The 15236-nt window shown below is 64.7% G+C and carries 12 protein-coding genes; 10 read left to right on the forward strand and 2 right to left on the reverse strand.

Annotated elements, in window-relative coordinates; all coding sequences use genetic code 11:
- The first annotated feature begins 54 nt into the window (after positions 1-54).
- From ABIC03_RS16430 to ABIC03_RS16455, 6 genes are all read left to right on the forward strand, one after another.
- Entirely contained in the window at positions 55-1791 is a 1737-nt protein-coding gene (locus ABIC03_RS16430) for an adenylate/guanylate cyclase domain-containing protein (protein ID WP_354059163.1), read from the forward strand.
- A 105-nt stretch (positions 1792-1896) separates the two neighbouring features.
- The gene (locus ABIC03_RS16435) at positions 1897-2073 is read left to right on the forward strand and encodes a hypothetical protein (RefSeq protein ID WP_007590638.1); all 177 of its coding nucleotides are present in this window, start codon (positions 1897-1899) and stop codon (positions 2071-2073) included.
- 148 nt (positions 2074-2221) lie between these two features.
- On the forward strand, positions 2222-2434 hold the full coding sequence (locus ABIC03_RS16440) for a hypothetical protein (protein ID WP_275171215.1): 213 nt from the start codon (positions 2222-2224) through the stop codon (positions 2432-2434).
- A gap of 111 nt (positions 2435-2545) precedes the next feature.
- Entirely contained in the window at positions 2546-2803 is a 258-nt protein-coding gene (locus ABIC03_RS16445; protein WP_275171214.1) for a hypothetical protein, read from the forward strand.
- 1405 nt (positions 2804-4208) lie between these two features.
- On the forward strand, positions 4209-5933 hold the full coding sequence (gene ilvD / locus ABIC03_RS16450) for a dihydroxy-acid dehydratase (RefSeq protein WP_275171213.1): 1725 nt from the start codon (positions 4209-4211) through the stop codon (positions 5931-5933).
- A complete protein-coding gene (locus tag ABIC03_RS16455; RefSeq protein WP_354059167.1) occupies positions 5920-6741 on the forward strand; it encodes a tetratricopeptide repeat protein in 822 nt (273 codons plus the stop codon). Before ilvD ends, ABIC03_RS16455 begins: the two co-directional genes overlap by 14 nt.
- A gap of 15 nt (positions 6742-6756) precedes the next feature.
- Here the strand turns inward: ABIC03_RS16455 and xth are convergent, their stop codons facing one another.
- The gene (gene xth / locus ABIC03_RS16460; RefSeq protein WP_247462342.1) at positions 6757-7554 is read right to left on the reverse strand and encodes an exodeoxyribonuclease III; all 798 of its coding nucleotides are present in this window, start codon (positions 7552-7554) and stop codon (positions 6757-6759) included.
- 133 nt (positions 7555-7687) lie between these two features.
- Between xth and ABIC03_RS16465 the strand changes: the two genes are divergently transcribed.
- Entirely contained in the window at positions 7688-10018 is a 2331-nt protein-coding gene (locus ABIC03_RS16465; RefSeq protein ID WP_275171211.1) for a hybrid sensor histidine kinase/response regulator, read from the forward strand.
- Between the two features lie 9 nt (positions 10019-10027).
- Here ABIC03_RS16465 and erpA read toward each other — a convergent pair whose 3' ends face one another.
- Positions 10028-10357, reverse strand: coding sequence for an iron-sulfur cluster insertion protein ErpA (erpA, locus tag ABIC03_RS16470; RefSeq protein WP_007610737.1), 330 nt, complete (start codon positions 10355-10357; stop codon positions 10028-10030).
- 134 nt (positions 10358-10491) lie between these two features.
- Between erpA and ABIC03_RS16475 the strand changes: the two genes are divergently transcribed.
- From ABIC03_RS16475 to ABIC03_RS16485, 3 genes are all read left to right on the forward strand, one after another.
- The gene (locus ABIC03_RS16475; RefSeq protein WP_354059170.1) at positions 10492-11700 is read left to right on the forward strand and encodes a deoxyguanosinetriphosphate triphosphohydrolase; all 1209 of its coding nucleotides are present in this window, start codon (positions 10492-10494) and stop codon (positions 11698-11700) included.
- A 9-nt stretch (positions 11701-11709) separates the two neighbouring features.
- On the forward strand, positions 11710-13500 hold the full coding sequence (gene argS, locus ABIC03_RS16480; RefSeq protein ID WP_354059172.1) for an arginine--tRNA ligase: 1791 nt from the start codon (positions 11710-11712) through the stop codon (positions 13498-13500).
- Between the two features lie 139 nt (positions 13501-13639).
- Positions 13640-15205 carry an SPOR domain-containing protein gene (locus tag ABIC03_RS16485; protein WP_354059174.1) on the forward strand — a complete coding sequence of 522 codons (1566 nt, stop codon included), beginning with the start codon at positions 13640-13642 and terminating at the stop codon, positions 15203-15205.
- Positions 15206-15236: the final 31 nt, after the last annotated feature.

Raw genomic sequence — 15236 nt, forward strand, 5'->3', positions numbered from 1 at the left:
AAATAGCGTGTATTGGGTTCCATAGTAGTTCCTTCAGCCCATTGCCCACACCCCATGCCGCTTTTCAACCAGTCGATCCGGCGCAAGATCGTCGGCATCGCCCTCGGATTGATCGTCCTGATGCTGGTCACCTCGATCCTGTCGATGGTGATGTCGAGCCAGGTCGGCGTCCTCCTGGACGAGCTGACCAACCGTTACATCCCGGCGTACAGCCATCTCGCCCGCGCCAATATCCGCTCGCTGGAGCGGGCGCTGGCGCTGCGGCGAATGGTCATGACGAGGATGGGAACGGCGTCGGACGAGGAGGCCTACGCGGCGCGGCTTCGCGATTTCGAGGCATTGGACCGCAAGTTCGAGGAGGAGGCCGAGACCGCGCGCAAGCTCATCAACGCCATCATCGACGACCCCAGGACCTCTTCCGACAACGCCGCACTGGCACGGCTCGACGTTCGTATCGAGAGCGCTGTCACCGAGCTGCGGCGCAATCTGGACGAGGGCAATACGAAACTGCTCAAGCAGATCGAGGCCAAGGACATGGCCGAGGCCCGCGGCACGCTGGAACAGCTCGACTCGATGCGCGATGCGTTCAACCGGAAGGTCGACGCGATCCGCGGCGACATGCTGACGCAGGTCTTCTTCTCGACGTCGCAGGTGATCAGTCGGCAATACCAGGCGATTATCGTGTCGGGAGTCGTGACCTTGCTGGCAGCGGTGCTCGGATTTGCCTTTGCGCTCCTGGTGTCCAGCGGCATTACGCGCCCGGTGCGGCTGCTGCTCGCCGGCACCCGCGAGGTCGAGGCCGGCCGCTTCGACAAGACCATCACCGTCTCCACCCAGGACGAGATCGGCGAGCTGGCCGCAGCCTTCAACCGCATGACCGAACAGCTCAGGCATAACGAGCGCATCCGCGAGACCTTTGGCCGCTACATCGATCCCAAGGTCGTGCAGGGCCTGATCGACCGGCCGGAGGTCGCCATCGACGGCCAGCGCCGGGTCATGACCATCATGTTCTGCGACATGAGCGGCTTCACCGCGATGAGCGAGGGCATGACCCCGCGCGGCCTGGTCAGGGTGATGAACCACTATTTCACGATGATGTCCGGTCCGATCAGGAGCAACCGCGGCATCATCGACAAATATATCGGCGACGCCATCATGGCCTATTGGGGCCCGCCCTTCATCGAGGAGGACGAGCCGGCGTTGCTCGCAGGCCTTGCCGCCATCGACATGGCTGATCAGGTGCCCGCGCTGCAGAAGCAATTGCCGGATCTGCTCGGCATCCGCGCCATGCCGGCATTGTGCGATTTGCGGATCGGCATCGCGACCGGCGAGGTCCTGACCGGCAGCATCGGCTCCGAGCTGATGATGAGCTTCACCGTGATGGGCGATGCCGTGAACCTCGCCTCGCGGCTGGAGGCCGTCAACAAGACCTATGGCACGCGTATCCTCATCTCGCAGGCAACGGCGGATGCGATCGGCTCGCAGCTCGAATTGCGCGAGGTCGACCGTCTTGCGGTCGCCGGCCAGAGCGCGCCGCAAGCGATCTTCGAGGTGATGGGCAGGGCAGGCGTGCTCACGGCCGCGCATGAGAGCCTGCGTTCGCACTACGCCGGAGGCCTCGCCGCCTATCGCGCCCGCCGCTTCGACGAAGCCCGTGCCGCCTTCAACGGGGCACTCGAAGCGGTCCCGGGCGACGGTCCTTCGCGCGCGCTGCTTGCCCGTATTGCGCAGTTCGAAGCCAATCCGCCGGGCGAGGGCTGGGACGGCGCCTGGCGGCTTGAGCAGAAATAGCCGGCCCCGCGGGAAAAATTGATTCTACTTGATAACGATGTTCGCCGTGACCTATTTCCCGGGCTTAGGTTTGGTGTCCTTGAGGCGTTTGATGGGGACACGCCGATGACAGAACTTGAGAACAGGCTCGAACGCTTCGAGACGCTCACCGCCGAATGCGAGCTGATCGCCAGGCTTGCCACCGACAGCACCAAGCGCGAGTTTTATCTGAAGCTATCGGAGCAGTACCGCCAATTGGCGGTGGACATGCGGCAGGCCATCGCGAGCAAAGCTGCGGCCTGACGCCGGCAATCCGTTCTTAACACTTGGCGCGCATCCTCAATGCAGATGCGGGGACGCTTGCTGTGCTTCTCCGCTGAGGGAATGCCGTTGCACGTTGCGGTGCAGCGCGCCTCGCGAGATTGTTTTGCGTGCCTCACAGGGCGATCCCATGCGCCTCCTTGCGGTCATCATGTTTGGACTCATGACGGCAGCCTGCAACCAGGAGCAGGACATCACCGGCTCGACCCCGGTCTGCGCGATGCGGAACTACACGTCCTTCAATCCCCGCGACATGAACCAGTGCGTCGCTGCCTGCAAGGCGTGCGACCACGGCAACACCGTCACCTGCAGCACGTCGTGCACGCTCAAGGGCGCCCACTGAGCCGCTCCGCCCCCCAATTTGGGGCCGACGGTGCCTTGACGGTGTTTTGGCACCGGAACGATTCACATGGATTAATCATTGAAGGGATGGCAGGACGCGGAGTCCTTTGGAATGGGTATGCTCGATCCCGGTCGGTTCCTGGTGTCATGCTCGCATTGCGCGGCCTGGCCGATGGCGGCCAATGTGAAACGTTCGAGCTGGTCGGCTTCGCCAAACGAGGTCCGCTTCGTGTGCCCGCGCTGCCGCCGCGAGGAGACCGCGATCATCTCCGCCTCCGGCGAGCTGACGCCGATCCGGCGCGTCGACGTCCCGCCGCGGGACGTCACCACGGCCTGGGCTCAGGCCCAGCGCGCAAGAGGGCGAGCGTAGCCCGCCCGTTCAAGGACAAGAGGGTGAGGCGCTGAGGTCGAGTCAAGGCGATGATGGAACCCAGCGCCGCAACGCGACTGCCGTCCAGACCGTTTCCGACGAACCCAAACGGCCAGGCGCCATGAAGCTGTCACGGTTGACCGTCGGGCAAAACATCTGACCAATCCTCGACACGTCAGTGTCAATGCGCATCTGCAAAAATATTCCACTTTACCGAAATTCGGAAATGGCGTATGTGTCGCCTATCCCGGCTCATCCTTGAGGGGCGATCTTGTGGTCGTCACGTTCGCGAGCCGGGCTTGCGGTGGACGCGGCAGCGTTCGGGTGCGAGAGGCGTGGGCAGGGCGGATTGCTCTCCGTGAGCCCAAGGCTTCGTTCCGACGAGCGGCGCTGCTAGGCTTCGTCTCGTCATCAGGTCGGCGGCAACGTGCACAACGTCGTCGAAACCGGTGGCGAAATGGCGAGCCGTGCGTACGGCAAAACCGTTTGGTCCTGGCCGTCGTTGCTACGGTCAAGCTCTTGCGGATGCGGCATGCGCGTCAACCGGCGCGGTGTCGGCGACTTTCGCGAGGGCGAGGGAGGCCAGCAGGAACTCGGCTCCCGGGAGAGCACGGCATAAGCCGTCCAACCATCGCGCAGGGAAGGCCGAGTGATTGGCTACACCTGTATGCCGCTGTGCGGTTTTCCTGCGTGTGCTTTCGCGCAGCGGACCGCGGGTGCCAGCCGGCACCCGGCCTTCCCTGCGCCCTCTTGGATAAGAGGGTGGAGCGACGAAGCAAAGCTCGGGCGAAACGCGCCGCGAGGCTGCGAAGCCGTGTCTGCAAATCAAAATGCGAACTGGAAGAGCGGCACTGCCGCCTCATACTCCGTCATTGCGAGCGCAGCGAAGCAATCCAGTCTGCCGCCGCGGAGGGATTCTGGATTGCTTCGCTGCGACGATGTGGAGAGAGTGTGCGCCACACTCGCTCTGGTGCCCCCGACGCGCGCAGCAAACGTCAAGCGCCCTTAGCGCGTGTGGGAGACGCGGTGGGCGATGCTGAAGGCGCCGACTCACCTGGCGGGCCTCTTAGCGCGCCGAAATGAGGCGTCGCACGCGTGCTGAAAACCTTAAGTTGTGGATCGTCCTCCTAGCAGGGGTATCTTAGTAAGCTCGCCCGTGTCCTCCAGGCCACGATTGTGCCGTCCGCGCAACACTCGCCACGGATTTAACCATCATCTCTGTCCATTCGCATCAACGCCGCTTTTTGGCCACACCCGAACATGAATAAAATCACTCTAATGTTTTAGCGGCAGTCGGTGGTCCTCGAAGGCGACGGAAATCCCCAAGGTCGATCCAAAAGGTCGATTCAAATCTTGGCTCTGATTTTTCGGGTCTGAAAGGGTTGGCCGGGGAAACTGGTTTGCGATGGACGCGAAGACCGACATCAAGAAGAGGCTGCCGAGCCGTCACGTGACGGAAGGCCCTGCGCGCGCGCCCCATCGCTCCTACCTCTACGCCATGGGTCTGACCACCGAGCAGATCCACCAGCCCTTCGTCGGCGTCGCCTCGTGCTGGAACGAGGCCGCGCCCTGCAACATCTCCCTGATGCGCCAGGCGCAGGCCGTGAAGAAGGGCGTGGCAGCCGCCGGCGGCACGCCGCGGGAATTCTGCACCATCACCGTGACCGACGGCATCGCCATGGGCCATGACGGCATGCGCTCCTCGCTGCCGTCACGCGAATGCATTGCCGATTCCGTCGAATTGACGATCCGCGGTCACGCCTATGACGCCCTCGTTGGCCTCGCCGGCTGCGACAAGTCGCTGCCGGGGATGATGATGGCGATGGTCCGCCTCAACGTGCCCTCGATCTTCATCTATGGCGGCTCGATCCTGCCCGGCAATTTCCGGGGCCAGCAGGTCACCGTGCAAGACATGTTCGAAGCCGTCGGCAAGCACTCCGTCGGCGCGATGTCCGACGAGGACCTCGACGAGATCGAGCGCGTGGCGTGCCCCTCGGCGGGTGCCTGCGGCGCGCAGTTCACCGCCAACACGATGGCGACCGTCTCCGAGGCGATCGGGCTGGCGCTGCCGTACTCGGCTGGAGCTCCGGCCCCCTATGAAATTCGTGACGCCTTCTGCATGACCGCGGGCGAGCAGGTCATGGAGCTGATCGCCCAAAACATCCGGCCACGCGACATCGTCACCCTCAAGGCGTTGGAGAATGCCGCCGCCGTGGTCGCCGCGTCCGGTGGCTCGACTAATGCTGCACTGCACCTGCCGGCGATCGCGCACGAGTGCGGCATCAAGTTCGACCTGTTCGACGTCGCCGAAATCTTCAAAAAGACACCGTACGTCGCGGATTTGAAGCCGGGCGGCCGTTATGTCGCCAAAGACATGTTTGAAGTAGGTGGCATACCGCTTCTGATGAAGACGCTGCTCGACAACGGATTTCTCCACGGTGACTGCATGACCGTCACCGGTCGAACGATCGCCGAAAACCTCAAAAGCGTGAAGTGGAATCCGCACCAGGACGTGGTGCACCCGGCAGACAAGCCCATCACCGTCACCGGCGGTGTGGTTGGTCTGAAGGGCAATTTGGCGCCAGAAGGTGCGATCGTGAAAGTCGCGGGAATGTCCAACCTCAGGTTCACCGGTCCGGCCAGGTGCTTCGACCGTGAGGAGGATGCTTTCGAGGCCGTCCAGAAGCGCACCTACCGCGAAGGCGAAGTCATCGTGATCCGCTACGAGGGGCCGAAGGGCGGTCCCGGCATGCGGGAAATGCTCCAGACCACCGCGGCGCTGACCGGCCAGGGCATGGGCGGCAAGATCGCGCTCATCACCGACGGCCGCTTCTCCGGCGCCACCCGCGGCTTCTGCATCGGCCATGTCGGGCCGGAAGCCGCCATCGGCGGCCCGATCGGGCTGCTCGAGGACGGCGATATCATCGAGATCGACGCGGTCGCCGGTACCCTTAACGTAAAATTGAGCGACCAGGAGCTTGCCCAGCGCAAGACCAAATGGACCGCTCGCGCGACTAACCACACGACGGGCGCGCTCTGGAAATATGCTCAGCAGGTTGGACCAGCGGTCGGTGGGGCAGTGACCCATCCGGGCGGCGCGCACGAGAAACAGTGCTATGCGGACATCTAGGCGTACAATCGTTGCGTTTGTGTTAGGGGCCACCGCGCTGGCCGCGCCGGCGCTCGCCTTTGACGGCGCACCCGTCAGCCAGAAGGATGCGACCATCCCGGTGGTCACGACTCTGCCGGGCGCAGCAGGCAAGGTGCGCAATGTACCGCCAGTCGTGCGCCAGGAAACCTCGCTCAGCGCCCTGCAATATGCCGCGGAGGGGGGCCACCCCATCGCGCAGTGGAAGCTCGGCCGCATGTACGCCAATGGCGACGGCGTCGCCCAGGACGATGTGCGCGCGTTCGAGTATTTCACCCGCATCGCCAACGCGCATGCCGAGGACAGCCCGTCCGCGCCGCAGGCGCAGATCGTCGCCAACGCCTTTGTGGCGCTCGGCCGCTATTATCTCAGCGGCATCCCGAATTCGAAGGTCAAGCCGGACCACGAGCGGGCGCGGGAAATGTTCTCCTATGCCGCGTCCTATTTCGGCAATGCGGATGCGCAATACGATCTCGCCCGCCTGTACCTCAAGACGCCGGACGCTTCGCGCGAGGATTTCCGCTACGGCGCGCGCTGGCTTGGGCTCGCCGCGCAGAAGGGCCAGCACGAGGCCCAGGCGTTGCTCGGCCAGATGCTGTTCAACGGCGACCGCCTGCCGCGGCAGGCCGCGCGCGGCCTGATGTGGCTGACGCTGGCGCGGGACAGCGCAGGCAGCGACGAGACCTGGATCAAGGAAAACTACAACCGCGCCTTCGCAAAGGCCTCCGACGACGATCGCGCCATGTGCCTGCAAATGCTGGAGCAGTGGGTGCAAGGCCGCCGGGAGTGATGGGTCGAGGCGGCCTCACGCCGCCTCGAGATCGAGATCCGCCCACACCGGCACGTGGTCCGACGGCTTCTCCCAGCTGCGCACATAGCTGTCGATGCCGACATTGGCGAGCCGGTCGCTGGCCTGTGGCGACAGGAGCAGATGGTCGATCCGCAGGCCGTGGTTCTTCTGCCAGGCGCCGGCCTGGTAGTCCCAGAAGGTATAGAGCCCGGGCTCGTCGGTGACGGCCCGAAGCGCATCGGTCAGGCCGAGGCCGAGCAGGGACTGAAAACTCTCCCGCGTCTCGGGCTTGAACAGGGCGTCCTCGGTCCAGGCGGCGGGATTATGGACGTCCCGGGCATGCGGGATGACGTTGAAGTCGCCTGCGAGGATCAGCGGCTCCTCGGTCTTGAGGCGCTCCTTCGAATACTCAAGAAGCCGCGACATCCATTTGAGCTTGTAGGGATATTTCTCGGTCCCGACCGGATTGCCGTTGGGCAGATAGAGGCAGGCGATACGCAGCACTCCGCGCTTGAGCGTCACCACGCCTTCGAGGAAGCGGGCATGCGCATCCTCGTCGTCGCCGGCCAGCCCCGACTTGGTCTCGTCGAACCGAAGCTTCGAGAGCAGGGCGACACCGTTGAACGTCTTCTGCCCATGGGTGACCACGTTGTAGCCGAGCGCCTCGATCTCCAGCCGCGGGAAGGCCTCGTCGACACATTTGATCTCCTGGAGGCAGACGATGTCCGGCTGGCACTCCTTCAGCCAGGTCAGCAACAGGTCGATCCGCTGCCGGACCGAGTTCACGTTCCAGGTGGCTATTCTGATGGGCATCTTGGCGGCTCCGGGCAGGGGCCATGGTTAGAACAAAATGCAAACACGCCCGTCAAGGACGCTGCGAAATCTCCCACAAAATTAACCCGGCTTAAGTCGGGGCTGGGCCATTGATCGTGAAAAGGTTTTTCGAATGGGACGGCCGGACAAATCCATGAAGCGAACCGAGCCCCGCCACGGGTTGATCGGCGCGTTCCTGTACTGGCTCGGCGGCTACGAGATCGAGGACGGTCTGACCGCCGGTCTCAGCGAGCGAGAGCTGAGCCGCATCCGCGCCAAGCAGATCGACGCGGTGATACAGCTGATCCCCGTGACCATGGCTGTCACCATGCTCAACGTCGCCGTTGTGCTGATACTGTTCTGGGGCAGGGGCTGGAACGACTTTCTCGCGATCTGGGGCATGACCCTCGCCACCGCCGCCTCGCTCGCGGTGCGCGCGTGGCGGCGCTCCCACCAGAGCCCGCCACAGGAAGCCTCGCCTCGCGCGGCGCGGCAAATGTTGCGGCAGGCGTTTTTCCTGGCCGCGATCTGGGGCACGCTGCCAGTCGCGCTGTTCAGCCGCATCGAGCCGACCAGCCAGCTCATTCTGGCCTGCCTGATGGTCGGCATGATGTCCGGCGGCGCCTTCACGCTCTCGACCTTCCCGCGCGCGGGCCTCGTCTATCTCGCGACGACGACGATCGCCTGCGCCGGGGCGTTGCTGTTGTGCGGCACCGGGCCTTACCTCGTGACCGCGGTGTTCCTGCTGCTGTTCGCGTTCTTCATGGCGCGCAACATCGTCTCGCAAGGCAATCTGTTCCTCGGCAATCTGAAGGCCCAGCTCGAGCTCGAGCGCCAGACCGAGATCATTTCGCTGTTGCTGAAGGATTTTCAGGAGAACGCCAGCGACTGGCTGTGGCAGACCGACGCCGAAGGGCATCTGGTCGACGTGCCCGAGCGCTTCGCCGCCGTAGCACAGCTCCCACTGCCGCTGCTGAAAGGCGCGCATTTCGCCGACGTGCTCGACATGCTGTGCCCCGAAGACAAGAGCGCGGCCTACAACGTCGTCGGCCTGATGGAGCACGCCGAACCGCTGCATGAGATGAACCTCAAGGTGGTCGCCGGCGGGGAGGCGCGGCTGTGGTCGCTCACTGCGAAGCCGGCCTACGACCGCGACGGTCAGTTCCTCGGCTATCGCGGCTTTGGCCGCGACGTGACCGAGCGCTGGCGCGCGGAAAAGGCCGAGGCCGAGAGCCGTGCCAAATCGGATTTCCTGGCGGTGATGAGCCACGAGATCCGCACGCCGATGAACGGCGTGCTCGGCCTTGCCAGCATGCTGCTGGAGACAAAACTCGATCCGGAGCAGCACGAGGCCGTCACCACGATCCGCGAGTCCGGCGACAATCTCCAGCGCATCCTCAACGACATCCTGGACCTCTCCAAGCTCGAGGCCGGACGCTTCGCGTTCGAGGTGATCGACTTCGCGCCGCAGGCGCTTGTCGAAGCGGTGGCGACCGTCGTGCGCGCGAGCGCCAAGAGCAAGGGGCTCGCGGTCAAGGTCGAGCTCGATCCCAACCTGCCGCCGACGCTGCGCGGCGATGTCGCGCGTATCCGCCAGGTCCTGCTCAATCTCGCCGCCAACGCGGTGAAGTTCACCGACGAAGGCGAAGTCACGATCGCGGCCGTCTGTCAGGCCCGCCGCGATCTGCTCGCCACCGTCGAATGGAGCGTGACCGACAGCGGCATCGGTATCGCTCCCGAGAAGCTTGGCCAGCTCTTCTCCGACTTCGCCCAGGCCGACGCCTCGATCAGCCGCCGCTTCGGCGGCACCGGGCTTGGGCTTGCGATCTCCCGGCGCATCATCGAGCAGATGGGCGGCACCATCGGCGTCACCTCGACGCCGGGCGAAGGCTCGACCTTCCGCTTCACGCTGGTGCTGCCGTGGAGCCAGGTGCAAACGTCCGATCACGACGCAGGCCGCGAGGAAGCCGACGATCTCAAGGCGCGTATCGCGGGCCTCGATCGACCGCTGAAGGTGCTGGTTGCCGAGGACGACGCCGTCAACCGCATGGTCGTGAGCAAGATGCTCGGTGCCTTCGATGTCGAGTTGCGCGTCGTGACCGACGGTGTCGAGGCCGTCGCGGCCGTGTCCGAGGGCGATTATGATATCGTGCTGATGGACGTCCGCATGCCCGAGATGGACGGCCTTGCCGCGACCCGCGCGATCCGCGCCGAGGGCGGACGCTTCGCGGCCTTGCCGATCATTGCGCTGACCGCCAATGCCTTCCCCGAGGACGTCAAGATCTGTCGCGAGGCGGGGATGTCCGACTTCCTGGCCAAACCGCTGCGCAAGCCCGCGCTAGTGACGGCGCTGCTGCGTGCGCTGGACGGCCAATGGGTGTCGGAGGACGCACCGCTTCAGCCGGAGCAGATGCCGGTCGAGGCGGACTGGACGGACGAGGAAAGGCAGGTCACCGGCGCTTAGCCGGCAACGTCAGATCGAGAAGCTGGTCCCGCAGCCGCAGGACGCCGTGGCATTGGGATTGTTGACGCGGAACGAGGCGCCGATCAGATCGTCGACGAAATCGACCTGCGACCCCGCCAGGAACGGCTGCGAGGCGGAATCGACCAGCACCACCGCATTGTCCTGCTCGATCACGAGATCGTCGTCGGTGCGGGCACGGTCAATGTCGAACTTGTACTGGAAGCCGGAGCAGCCGCCGCCCTCGACCGAGATCCGCAGCATCGCGCCAGACCCTTCGCCCTTGAGGATCTCCCCAATCCGGCGAGCGGCCTTGTCACTGATGGTCACGTCAGTCGTCATCGTTCGTCTCCGATAGCCCCGCAGTCACACCAAGGGCACCTGAAGGTCGCTTGCCCAATTCAGTTGGTATCCCGCGTCCGGCATAGTTAAGTGCCACCATACGCAGAATCAAATGGATAGGGACTAAATTCGCCGTGTCCGTCGGAATGGCTGCCCCCCACGCGCCCTATGCCTGTGATCCCGAGCGCAGTCGCGGCCGGCTGGTCGCGGAACCGCCGAGCCGGACCCGCAGCCCGTTCCGGCGGGATTGCGACCGGGTGATCCATTCCACCGCGTTCCGCCGGCTGAAGTACAAGACCCAGGTGTTCGTGTTCCACGAAGGCGACCACTACCGCACCCGGCTGACCCATTCGCTGGAGGTGGCGCAGATCGCCCGGGCGCTGGCGCGGCAACTCGGGCTGGACGAGGACCTCACGGAAACCCTCGCGCTCGCCCACGACCTCGGTCATCCCCCGTTCGGGCACGCCGGCGAGCGGGCGCTGGACGCCTGCCTGAAGGATTTTGGCGGCTTCGACCACAACGCCCAGACGCTCCGCGTCGTTGCGGCGCTGGAACACCGCTATCCCGAATTCGACGGACTCAACCTGACCTGGGAGTCGCTGGAGGGCATCGTCAAGCACAACGGTCCGCTGACCGATCGCAGCGGTGCGCCGGTCGGGCGTTATCGCGAGCACGGCATTCCCGTCGGCATCGCCGACTACATCAAGACGTACGATCTCCAACTGTGGAGTTTCGCCTCGCTGGAGGCACAGGTCGCCGCGATCGCCGACGACATCGCCTATGATGCCCATGACATCGACGACGGCCTGCGCGCCGGCCTGTTTCACCTCGACGACCTCAAGGTGATGCCGCTGACCGCGGAGATCATCGCCGAGACTTCGGCGCATTACCCTGATCTGGAAGACGTCAGGCGCGGCGCCGAGCTGGTGCGCGAGCTGATCTCGCACCTGATCGGTGCCGTGTTCGCCGAGGCGCAGACAAACCTTGCCGCCGTGAAACCGCAATCCGCCCAGGACGTCCGCCAGCAGAGCCGGGCATTGATCGCGTTCCCCGCCGCGGTCGCCGAGGAGGAAGCCGCCATCAAGCGCTTTCTCTATCAGCACATGTACCGCCACAAGCGGGTCATGCGGGTGATGGGCGAGGCCGAACAGATCCTGTTCGACCTGTTCGCGAAATACCTCAAATCGCCCGGCGAGCTGCCGCCGGAATGGCTGGTCGGGGCGGAGGCGGACAATGAGGGCGACCGGGCCCGCCGGATCGGGAATTTCATTGCTGGAATGACCGACCGTTTCGCCCTGACCGAGCACCAGCGGCTCTTTGACTCGACCCCGGATTTGCGTTAGGCGGCGCCCATGCCCGACACATCCTCAGCACTGCACCTGTTCGCCGACGTGCTCGCACGCGTGCACGCGGTCTGCCGCGCGCTCGCGGCGGAAGCCAGCTGGCCCGAGGGCATCGATTTCTCGCGCGTGGTGGTCGAGCCGCCGCGCGATGCCTCCCACGGCGACATGGCGACCAACGCGGCCATGGTGCTTGCGAAAGAGGCAAAGGCAAAGCCGCGCGATCTCGCCGAGCAGATCGCCGAACGGCTGCGCGCGGATGCCCTGATCGCCAAGGTCGACGTCGCCGGTCCCGGCTTCATCAACCTGACGCTGAAGCCGGCCGCATGGGCCGAGGCGCTACGGACCGTGCTGCGCGAGGGCGCCGATTACGGCCGCGTCCGCGGCGGCTCCAAGATCAACGTCGAATATGTCTCCGCCAACCCGACCGGACCGATGCATGTCGGCCATTGCCGCGGCGCCGTGTTCGGCGACGCGCTGGCGAGCCTGCTCGAGTTCGCGGGCCGTGACGTCACGCGCGAATATTACATCAACGACGCCGGCGCGCAGGTAGACGTGCTCGCCCGCTCCGCGTTCCTCAGATATCGCGAGGCGCTCGGCGAGGACATCGGCGCGATCCCGGAAGGCCTCTATCCCGGCGACTATCTGAAGCCGGTCGGGCAAGCGCTGGCGCAGGAGCACGGCGGCAAGCTCCTCGCAATGAGCGAGGGCGCGTGGCTGCCGACGGTGCGAGCCAAGGCCATCGCGATGATGATGGACGAGATCAAGGACGATCTCGCCGCGCTCAACATCCGTCACGATGTGTTCTTCTCCGAACGCTCGCTGCAGGACGCCGGCAACAACAAGGTCGCCGAGACCATCGATTTCCTGCGCGCCAAGGGCGACATCTACCAGGGCCGTCTGCCGCCGCCAAAGGGCGCCCCGGCCGAGGATTGGGAAGATCGCGAGCAGTTGCTGTTCAAGGCGACCGCCTATGGCGACGACGTCGATCGCCCGCTGATCAAGTCGGATAATTCCTACACCTACTTCGCCGCCGACATCGCCTACCACAAGAACAAGTTCGACCGTGGTTTCGCGGAGATGATCGACGTCTGGGGCGCCGACCATGGCGGCTACATCAAGCGCATGCAGGCGGCGGTGAAGGCGACGACCTCCGGCAAGGGGGCGCTCGACGTCAAAATCGTTCAGCTCGTGAAATTGCTGCGCAACGGCGAGCCGGTGAAAATGTCCAAGCGGAGCGGGGACTTCGTCACTTTGCGTGAGGTGGTGGATGAAGTCGGCCAGGACGCCGTCCGCTTCATGATGCTCTACCGCAAGAACGACGCGGTGCTCGACTTCGACCTTGCCAAGGTCATGGAACAGTCGCGCGACAACCCCGTGTTCTATGTCCAGTACGGCCACGCCCGCGGCCATTCGATCTTTCGCAACGCCCGGGCCGAGGTGTTCCCGGAACTCCCGGAGGAAACCGAAAAGCGCATTGCCTGGCTCGGTGAGTCGGCCGTGGAACGGCTGTCGGACCCGGCTGAACTCGACCTTTTTAAGCGTCTCGCAATTTTTCCGCGCATGCTGGAAGCGGCGGCAAGCGCCCACGAGCCGCACCGAATTGCTTTCTATCTCTATGACTTAGCGAGCGAATTTCACGCACTTTGGACGAAGGGGCGCGATTTGCCCTATTTACGCTTCATTATCAATAATGATGCAGATCTAACGAAGGCGCGGCTGGCCATGGTCCAGGGCGTCGTCTCTGTCCTGGCATCGGGCCTCGCCATCCTCGGCGTCCATGCTCCGGACGAGATGCGGTAGTTTGGGGCGAACTACTTAAGGGATTTCGGGGGTAACCGGCAGAAGCCGGATCGCTTAGACTTGGTTGAAAGCCTTGTGGGTCGAAGGCCGTGCCTTGGTCGAGGGGCGCGCGGCTTTCCCGAAGGGACGCATCATCACGATGGCCGAACGATATCAGGACAGACCGTTTCCTTCCGATGACTATGGTCGCGGTGGCGATCAGCATGGGGGCGGCGATCCCTTGGCCGAACTTGCCCGCCTGATCGGGCAGACCGATCCGTTCGCAGCGCAAGGGCGGCCGGGTGCGCAGCCGCCTGCACCGCCTGCGCCCGCCCAGAGCTATCAGGACGACGACTACCGCCAGGACGATGGCCAGCAGGATTATGCCGAGCAGGCGCCGCCGCCCGGACCGCCCTCATGGATGCGGCGCGCCAATGTGCAGCCGCAGACGGCGCCAGCTGAGCCTGCCTATCCCGCTTCCGTAAACCCGGTTCATCCACTGCATCGTTATTCAGCCCAGCCGACTGCGCCCGAGCCCGAACCTGATTTTCGTCAGCCGCAGGCCTATCCGGATCAGGCCTATCAAGCTCCTGTCTATCAAGCTCCTGCCTATCAGGATCAGGCCTACCAGCAGCACGACCAGGCTTACCAGGAGCAGGCCTATCAGCAGCCCGATCGGGCGCGCTATGACGATGCGCTCTACGGACGGCTGGAGGCGGGCGAGCAGGACTATCAGCGCGATCCCGCCTATCCCGACGATCCTTACGCATTCCAGAGCGACTACCCCGAGGCCGACCTCGACGAGCCGAAGAAGCAGCGCGGCGGCATGATGACAGTCGCGGCGATCCTGGCGCTTGCCGTGGTCGGGACCGGCGCTGCGTTCGCCTACAAGACCTATGTGGGCTCGCCCCGCAGCGGCGAGCCGCCGATCATCAAGGCCGACAACACGCCGACCAAAATCGTGCCGGCGCCGTCGGACTCCTCGACCAAGGTGCCGGACCGCATGGTCACCGGTGATGGCACCGAGAAGATCGTGCCGCGCGAGGAGGCGCCTGTCGACGTCAATGCCAAGGCGGGAGGTCCCCGCGTGGTATTCCCTCCGCTGAACCAGAACGCGAACCCGCCGCCGGTCGCGAGCGTGTCGCCGTCCAGCATCCCGGCGTCGAGTGCGGGGCCGATCCCGAGCAACGGCACGCTGCCGAACAATTCGCCACGCGCGATCAGGACTGTGGCCGTGAAGGGCGATCAGACCGATGCCACGGCGTCGCAAGCCGCCACGGCCGCGAAGCCGGCAGCTCTCCCGAAGCCCGTTGCGGCACCGGCTGCACCGCGCACGCCGCCGACCTCGGCCAATGCCAGCGCCAATCAGCCGCTCTCGCTGTCGCCGCAATCGGCGCCGGCTGCGGAGCCGCCGCAGCGGATGGCTGCGACCAATCCGACGCAAATTGCGCCCCCGAGCAGCGGTGGCGGCGGCTACGTCGTGCAGGTTTCCTCGCAGCAGACCGAGGATAGCGCCCACGCCTCCTACCGGGTGCTTCAGAGCAAGTACGGCAGCGTGCTTGGCTCCCGCGCACCGGTGGTCAAGCGGGTCGACCTGACCGACAAGGGCAAGGGAATCGTCTACCGCGCCTTCGCTGGGCCCTACGGCTCGGTCGAAGAGGCGAACCAGGCCTGCAACAGTTTGAAATCTGCTGGCCTGTCTGCCTGCTTCGTCCAGAGGAATTAACGGCCGTTTCCTTGACCCTCTCGCGGGTCAG

The sequence above is a fragment of the Bradyrhizobium sp. RT6a genome (genome assembly GCF_040547675.1).
Taxonomy (GTDB): domain Bacteria; phylum Pseudomonadota; class Alphaproteobacteria; order Rhizobiales; family Xanthobacteraceae; genus Bradyrhizobium.

Bases quoted from the DNA above. Each gene is read 5' to 3' on its own strand.
- ABIC03_RS16430 (WP_354059163.1), top strand. From the start codon at position 55: ATGCCGCTTTTCAACCAGTCGATCCGGCGCAAGATCGTCGGCATCGCC.
- ABIC03_RS16435 (WP_007590638.1), top strand. From the start codon at position 1,897: ATGACAGAACTTGAGAACAGGCTCGAACGCTTCGAGACGCTCACCGCC.
- ABIC03_RS16440 (WP_275171215.1), top strand. From the start codon at position 2,222: ATGCGCCTCCTTGCGGTCATCATGTTTGGACTCATGACGGCAGCCTGC.
- ABIC03_RS16445 (WP_275171214.1), top strand. From the start codon at position 2,546: ATGGGTATGCTCGATCCCGGTCGGTTCCTGGTGTCATGCTCGCATTGC.
- ilvD (WP_275171213.1), top strand. From the start codon at position 4,209: ATGGACGCGAAGACCGACATCAAGAAGAGGCTGCCGAGCCGTCACGTG.
- ABIC03_RS16455 (WP_354059167.1), top strand. From the start codon at position 5,920: ATGCGGACATCTAGGCGTACAATCGTTGCGTTTGTGTTAGGGGCCACC.
- xth (WP_247462342.1), bottom strand. From the start codon at position 7,554: ATGCCCATCAGAATAGCCACCTGGAACGTGAACTCGGTCCGGCAGCGG.
- ABIC03_RS16465 (WP_275171211.1), top strand. From the start codon at position 7,688: ATGGGACGGCCGGACAAATCCATGAAGCGAACCGAGCCCCGCCACGGG.
- erpA (WP_007610737.1), bottom strand. From the start codon at position 10,357: ATGACGACTGACGTGACCATCAGTGACAAGGCCGCTCGCCGGATTGGG.
- argS (WP_354059172.1), top strand. From the start codon at position 11,710: ATGCCCGACACATCCTCAGCACTGCACCTGTTCGCCGACGTGCTCGCA.
- ABIC03_RS16485 (WP_354059174.1), top strand. From the start codon at position 13,640: ATGGCCGAACGATATCAGGACAGACCGTTTCCTTCCGATGACTATGGT.